This window comes from Streptomyces hokutonensis, assembly GCF_042751305.1.
GTDB lineage: Bacteria > Actinomycetota > Actinomycetes > Streptomycetales > Streptomycetaceae > Streptomyces > Streptomyces hokutonensis_A.
This window is the reverse complement of record NZ_JBHYWD010000017.1, coordinates 177,066-183,967: the sequence shown is the minus strand read 5'-3', so window position 1 is coordinate 183,967 and position 6,902 is coordinate 177,066. Positions and strand designations below refer to the sequence as shown.

Annotated in this window: 6 protein-coding genes; all 6 read left to right on the top strand. The window is 69.5% G+C overall.

Annotated features, from left to right (window positions below; all coding sequences use genetic code 11):
* Positions 1-144: 144 nt before the first annotated feature.
* The 6 genes from ACFXC1_RS35985 (at position 145) to ACFXC1_RS35960 (ending at position 6,759) form a co-directional block, all read left to right on the top strand.
* Positions 145-1,086 (top strand): DUF6891 domain-containing protein, encoded by a 942-nt coding sequence (locus ACFXC1_RS35985; protein WP_381250963.1) that lies wholly within the window; start codon positions 145-147, stop codon positions 1,084-1,086.
* Positions 1,087-1,379: 293 nt separating this feature from the next.
* Positions 1,380-1,985 (top strand): winged helix-turn-helix domain-containing protein, encoded by a 606-nt coding sequence (locus ACFXC1_RS35980; protein ID WP_381250961.1) that lies wholly within the window; start codon positions 1,380-1,382, stop codon positions 1,983-1,985.
* 60 nt (positions 1,986-2,045) lie between these two features.
* On the top strand, positions 2,046-3,044 hold the full coding sequence (locus ACFXC1_RS35975) for an NAD-dependent epimerase/dehydratase family protein (RefSeq protein ID WP_381250959.1): 999 nt from the start codon (positions 2,046-2,048) through the stop codon (positions 3,042-3,044).
* A gap of 137 nt (positions 3,045-3,181) precedes the next feature.
* Positions 3,182-4,399: a sensor histidine kinase gene (locus tag ACFXC1_RS35970; protein ID WP_381250957.1), complete on the top strand. Its 1,218-nt coding sequence runs from the start codon at positions 3,182-3,184 to the stop codon at positions 4,397-4,399.
* Positions 4,384-5,037 carry a response regulator transcription factor gene (locus ACFXC1_RS35965; RefSeq protein ID WP_359616215.1) on the top strand — a complete coding sequence of 218 codons (654 nt, stop codon included), beginning with the start codon at positions 4,384-4,386 and terminating at the stop codon, positions 5,035-5,037. Before ACFXC1_RS35970 ends, ACFXC1_RS35965 begins: the two co-directional genes overlap by 16 nt.
* Before the next feature lie 183 nt (positions 5,038-5,220).
* Entirely contained in the window at positions 5,221-6,759 is a 1,539-nt protein-coding gene (locus ACFXC1_RS35960; protein ID WP_381250955.1) for a DUF1996 domain-containing protein, read from the top strand.
* Positions 6,760-6,902 lie beyond the last annotated feature (143 nt).

The window sequence follows — 6,902 nt, the reverse complement described above, 5'->3', positions numbered from 1 at the left end:
GGCGCCTGCGGCAGGCCCGCGCGCGCCCGCTGTCGCTGCGCCGCGGCGGCCGGCGCGCCGTCGTGTCCTCGCGGCCGCCAGCCCCCCCCGCGCCCCCCCCCCCCCCCCCGGGCCCTTGTCAGTGGCGCGTGCCAGTCTTGATCCATGGACATCGACGGGGGCCTCACGGGCATCGACGAGGGTCTCGACATCAAGGTCGAGACGGAGAACAGGCAGACGTACCCGCGGACTTCGGCGGTACGGCTGCGGGAGCTGGTGGCGCGGATCGGGGGCGCCCGCGACCGTTTCCTGATCGTGCAGCGGATACCCGACCTCCCTGACGTGTTCGCGCAGGTGTGGCACGAGAAGGGCGGGGACTACCGGCTCGAACACCGCCTGAGCGAGGACGAGTTCTACGGCACGAACCTCACGGACCCGGTGCGCGTGGCGGAGCTGCTGACCGGCTGGGCACGGCAGACGGCCGGCTGGGACGCGGGCGTCGGCTGGGAGCCGGTCGACCTGGGGCCCCGCGAGGAGGTGGCCGAACTCCCTGACGAGGTGCGGGAGAAGGTCGAGCAGCGGGTCAGAACGCGGCTGCGCTGCGGCTACGACGACCGGAGGACGCTGACCGAGATCGCCGAGGACTATCTCGTCAAGGGCGACGAGCGGCCGGTGTCCCGCGCGCAGGCCGCGCGGTTGGTGGACCGGCTGTGGGTAGAGCGCGTGACCGAGCAGGCGGCCTGGGAGGGTGTCACCGACCCGGACCGGCTCACCCGCGCCTTCGAGACACTGGACGCGAGTGGCATCACCGCCCGGGAGAACTTCGCCTGCTGCCGGGGCTGCGGCCTCGCGGAGATAGGCGCGGAGCGGGAGGGGGCACGCGGCTTCGTCTTCTTCCATCAGCAGGTCACCGAGCACGCCGTCGAGGGGTACGGACTCGCTCTCCACTACGGCGGATTGGACGGCTCCGCCGAGACCACCACGGCCGTCGGGCACGAGGTGCTGGCCGCGCTCCGGGCCGCCGGACTGTCCGCCGACTGGGACGGCGATCCGGACAACGCGATCGACGTCAAGCCGCTGACCTGGCACAGACGGCTGGTGGGATGAGGGGCCGGACGTCAATTTCCCGCCAAGGGGGCGTCCAAGCTGTGAGAGGAGGGTCCTGTTGCGGGCGTGTGTCTGCTTCAATGGGCCCATGGGCAACTACCAGAAGTGCGGAGCGACGGGTCGCCATGACCTGGAGCCCTTCTGGCCTTCCCGTCAGCACCATGACTTCGACCGGGTGTGTTGTCGCGCGATGAACGCGCCGGCCCTCTAAAGCCGTACACCTTCGGCCTCCGGCCTGCGCGACTCGATGTACGTCCCTCGACGAACCTCTCGCGCGAAAGAGCTGACCTCTCATGGCGATCATCCGTTCTCTGCCCTCCGCCACCCTCGACGCCCCGGCGCCCTCCTCCGCCCCGAACGGCACGCGGAACCATCTGCGTGCCGTCGACCGGGACGAGGTGATCGACGTGACGGAGTTCCTGCCGCCGGGTGCCACCTGGCTGCCGGCGCCGCCGCACACGCTGCCCACCCTGCCGGGGCAGCCGCCGATGGTCGGGTACCTCGTCCTCATCCCGGCCGACAGCCCGCACCTCGCCCGGACCGGACACCCCGACGTCCTGCCCGACGGCGTACCCGACATCACCGCCGGCATCGCCGCCGACGCCGAACCGCTCGTCCGCATCGACACCGTGCAGCGCACCGCGCAGCTCAAGGGCGAGGAACTCGACCTCACGTACCTGGAGTTCGAACTCCTCGCCCACCTGGTGGCCCACCCCAACCGGGTGCACACGCGCGACCAGCTGGTCACCACGGTGTGGGGCTACGGGCACGTGGGCGACGGCCGTACCGTCGACGTCCACATCGCCCGGCTGCGCCGCAAGCTGGGCGCCGAGCACCGCAAGGCGATCCAGACGGTGCGCCGGGTCGGGTACAAGTACACGCCGCCGACCGCGCGTTGATCGTCTGCTGACGGCAGATTCGCGTTCCGTTCCGTGGACCCCGCGGGCAGAGTCGTCGGTATGAGACTTCTGGTGCTGGGCGGTACGGAGTTCGCGGGACGGGCCGTCGTGGAGGCCGCCCTCGGGCGGGGCTGGGAGGTGACCGTCCTCAACCGAGGACGGCACGAGGCCCTGCCCGGGGTACGGGCGCTGCGGGGTGACCGCACCGCGCCCGGTGGGCTGGACGCGCTGGCCGAGGGCGAGTGGGACGCCGTCGTCGACACCTGGTCGGCGGCGCCCCGCGCGGTGCACGACGCGGCGCGGCTGCTCGCCGACCGGGTGGGCCGGTATGTGTATGTGTCGAGCTGCTCGGTGTACGAGTGGGCGCCGCCGGCCGGGTACACCGAGGACGCTCCCGTCGTGGCGGGCGCGGAGCCCGACGCCGACAAGACCGACTACGCGCGCGACAAGCGGGGCGGGGAGCTTGCCGCGCTCGACGCGTTCGGGGCGGAGCGGTCGGTGCTCGTGCGGGCGGGGCTGATCCTCGGGCCGTACGAGAACATCGGGCGGTTGCCGTGGTGGCTGACCCGGGTCGCGCGGGGTGGGCCGGTGTTGGCGCCGGGGCCGCGGGAGCTTGCCCTTCAGTACGTGGATGTGCGGGATCTCGCGGAGTGGGCGCTCGGGTCGGTGGAGCGGGAGTTGAGCGGGGCGTACAACCTGATCTCTCAGCAGGGGCACGCGACGATGGGTTCGTTCCTGGACGCGTGTGTGCGGGTGACCGGTGGGGGCGCCGAGTTGCGGTGGACCTCTGCGGATGTCGTGCTCGATGCCGGTATCGAGCCGTGGACTCAGTTGCCGGTGTGGATTCCGGCCGGTAGTGAGGGGTACGACGCGTTGCACAGTGCGGATGTGTCTCGGGCGGTTGCTACGGGGTTGAGCTGCCGGTCCGTCGAGGAGACGGTGACCGATACGTGGAACTGGTTGCGGGGCATCGGTGGGGTTGCGCCGCAGCGGCCGGATCGGCCGGCGGTGGGGCTCGACCCTGTTGTGGAAGCGAAGGTGCTTGGGGTGCCGTTGTAAGGGTGATTCGTCGGCTGCGGGTGCGTGGGCTGGTCTCGCAGCTCCCCGCGCCCCTTGAAACAGGTGGGGACAGCGACACCCCCTTCATGGTGGCTCGGCCCCGTGACCTCGTCCTCCCCGTCCGTGAGACTGGGCCTATGGACACGAACAGGGCCCGTACAGTCGTCATGGCCGGGCTGCGCGGCCTTGCCCTCGCTCTCCTCTCCCTCTACGGGTCGCTCGTCCTCCTCGTTCTCACGCTCGTCTCCCTCGTGCTCATCCCCGTCGGGATCGGGCTGATCACCACGCCCTGGGTGCTGGCCGGTGTGCGGGCGCACGCGGATCGGCGGCGGCTGTTTGCCGTGGAGTGGTGCGGGGTGCGGATTCCGGTGGAGCCGACCGGGGCGAAGTCCTGGAAAGTCACGTTCCGGTTGCTCGGCTGGCTGTTCGTCGACATGACCGCCGGGTTCGTCACCGCCCTGGTGCCCGCGGCTCTCGTGTTCTATCCGCTGGAGGGGTTCGCGCTGGCCTTCGGGCTGTGGCGGGTGTTCACGGACGGGACGTATGTGGGGTGGTGGTACGGGTTCGTGCCGGTGAGCGGGCAGGGCAGTGCGCTGCTCGCGGGGCTGCTGGGTGTCGCGCTGCTCGTCGCTTCCTACTTCCTCACGCCCGCCCTGCTGCGCGTCCATTTCCTGCTGACCCGTTCCGTGCTCGCTCCGGGGCAGGGTGAACTCGCCGAACGGGTAAGGGTGTTGACCGAGACCCGGCGGGACGCCGTGGACTCCTCGGCGGCCGAGCTGCGGCGCATCGAGCGCGATCTGCACGACGGTGCGCAGGCCCGGCTGGTGGCGATGGGGATGGATCTCGGGACGGTCGAGGCGCTCATCGAGAAGAATCCGGCGAAGGCCAAGGCGCTGCTGGCCCGGGCGCGGCAGTCCTCCGCCGAGGCGCTGGGCGAGCTGCGCGATCTCGTGCGCGGGATCCATCCGCCGGTGCTGGCCGAGCGTGGACTCGGGGATGCCGTAAGGGCGTTGGCGCTGCGGATGCCGGTGCCGACGGAGGTGGGCGTGGACTTCGGGGGCGGGCGGGCGGACGCGCCGGTCGAGTCGGCCGCGTACTTCGCGGTGAGCGAGGTGCTGACCAACGCCGTCAAGCACTCCGGTGCCGACCGGATCTGGGTCGACCTCCACCACGCGGAGGGGATGCTGCGGATCTCCGTCACCGACAACGGTGGGGGTGGTGCGGTGGTCGGGGCGGGGTCGGGACTCTCCGGAGTCGGGCGGCGACTCGGTACATTCGACGGCGTCCTGGCCGTCAGCAGCCCCGCGGGCGGTCCCACCGTGGTGACCATGGAGATTCCGTGCGTGTTGTCCTAGCCGAAGACCTGTTCCTGCTGCGGGACGGGCTGGTGCGGCTGTTGGAGGCCTACGACTTCGAGATCGCCGCGGCCGTGGAGAGCGGGCCCGAACTCACCAAGGCGCTGGCCGAGTTGGCGCCGGACGTGGCCGTGGTCGACGTACGGCTGCCGCCCACGCACACCGACGAGGGGCTGCAGTGCGCGTTGCGGGCGCGGCGGGAGCGGCCCGGGTTTCCGGTGCTGGTGCTCTCGCAGCACGTGGAGCAGTTGTACGCGCGGGAGTTGCTCGCCGACGGGAGCGGCGGGGTGGGCTATCTGCTGAAGGACCGGGTGTTCGACGCGGAGCAGTTCGTGGACGCCGTACGGCGGGTGGCGGGCGGCGGGACGGTGATGGATCCGCAGGTCATTCAGCAGTTGCTGGCGCGGCGGGCGGCCGACGACCGGCCGCTGGGGCGGCTCACGCCCCGAGAGGTCGAGGTGCTCGAACTGATGGCGCAGGGGCGGTCGAACGCGGCGATCGCGGGGCAACTCGTCGTGACGGAACGGGCGATCGGGAAGCATACATCCAATATTTTCGCCAAGCTGGGACTGGAAGTCTCGGATGACGACAATCGCCGTGTGCTGGCGGTATTGGCCTATTTGGACCAGGGACGCTGAGCACTAGCTGTGAGTCGATCACAACTGGCGGTGTTTAAGGGCCAGTTGAGAGGGGACTTATGCAGGAACCTCTCATCAATTTCTGAGACGGCTGAACACTCCTGGGACCTCCTGCGTATCTGAGGGAGCCGCTTCACTCCTGTCGGGCGCCTCGCTGCCCCGCAAGGAAGTCAGAGGAGTTCCATGGGACGCAATGATCGTAAACGCCGTACGCCGATGGCCACCAAGGCCATTGCCGCCTCGGCTGCCCTAGCGCTCGGTGGGGCCGGGCTGCTCTGGGCGCAGATGAACGCTTCGGCGCATGAGTCCAACTCATCGGGCCAGAACACGACGAAGGCCGCCGCGGCGAGTGCTGTCGCGACGATCGCCTGCCCGGACGTCGGCCAGCAGCTGACGAACGTGCCGCAGAAGGCTCGTCAGGGTGTCGCCACCGAGTTGGCGAACCTGGACAAGCAGATCACCGAGGCCTACGCCCGGCTCGCCTCGACGCGCCAGGCCCAGGCCAACGACGCGAGCTTCGTGCAGAACGCGATCGTCGGCCCCCTCAAGGAGAAGCGGGCCGCGACGATCGACCGCATCCGCATCGACATCCAGCGAGTGGGCGGCAGTGTCAACGCGGCTGCACTGGCGCAGCTCGCTGCCTGTACGACGCAGACCGCCAACAACACCACCGCCGGTGGCCAGAACAACAACGGTGGTCAGAACAACGGCGGGCAGAACAACAACGGCGGCCAGAACAACGGCAACACCGCTGCCCCGAGTGCCAGCGCCTCCGCGCCCGCCGCCAACAACGGTGGTCAGGCAGGCAACGGCCCGACGGCCGCGGACTTCGTGGACATCACGAAGGTCGCGAACAACGTCCAGGCGAAGCCGCAGAAGCAGGCTCAGGCCTCGACGGGCAGTTTCACCACCAGGTGCGGTGTCAACGCCAACAAGAACCACAACACGGACAACGTCATCGTGGCTCCCGGTGTGACCAACGGCGCGCACCACGAGCACGACTACGTCGGCAACCAGAAGGTCAACGCGTTCTCCACGAACGACTCGCTGCTGGCCGCCCCCTCCAGCTGCCAGAACCAGAGTGACCTCTCGGCGTACTACTGGCCGGTCGTGCGTGTGCAGGACGGTTCGCAGGAGTTCGACGCGAACGCGCTCGGCGGTGGCAAGGAAGGCAACGTCGGCAAGATCCTGACCCCGCAGTCGGCGCAGATCAAGTACGTCGGCTCGCCGGCCAGCAAGGTCGTCGCGATGCCGCAGTTCCTGCGCATCATCACCGGTGACGCCAAGACCCTCACCAACGGTCTGGCCAACGCCAACGCGCACTGGAGCTGCACCGGCTTCGAGAACAAGGTCCAGCTGACGGAGCAGTACCCGATCTGCCCGCAGGGCAGCAACGTGGTCCGCACCTTCGCGTTCCAGAGCTGCTGGGACGGCGTGAACATCGACAGCGCCAACCACCGTACGCACGTGGCCTTCGCGGACCCGGCGAGCGGTGTCTGCGGGAACGGCTTCAAGGCCATCCCTCAGCTGACGATGCGCCTGGTCTACAAGATCACCCCGCCCACCATCCAGAACGGCGTGGTCAAGAACGCCTACGCGGTGGACGGCTTCCCGGAGCAGCTGCACAAGGCGTCGACCGACCACGACGACTTCATCAGCGTCACCAAGAACAACCTGGCGGCGACCATCGCCAACTGCATCAACACCGGCAAGAAGTGCTAGTGAGCAGGTAGCCAGTAGGTAGTACGAAGCGGGGGGGGGGGGGGGGGGGGTCGCCCCCGCAGGGGGGATGTGAGTGGGCTCGAAGAGGAGGGGGAGCGGGGTGGGGTGAGGGGGGTGGAGACAAGACAGAGGGTGGTGTTGGT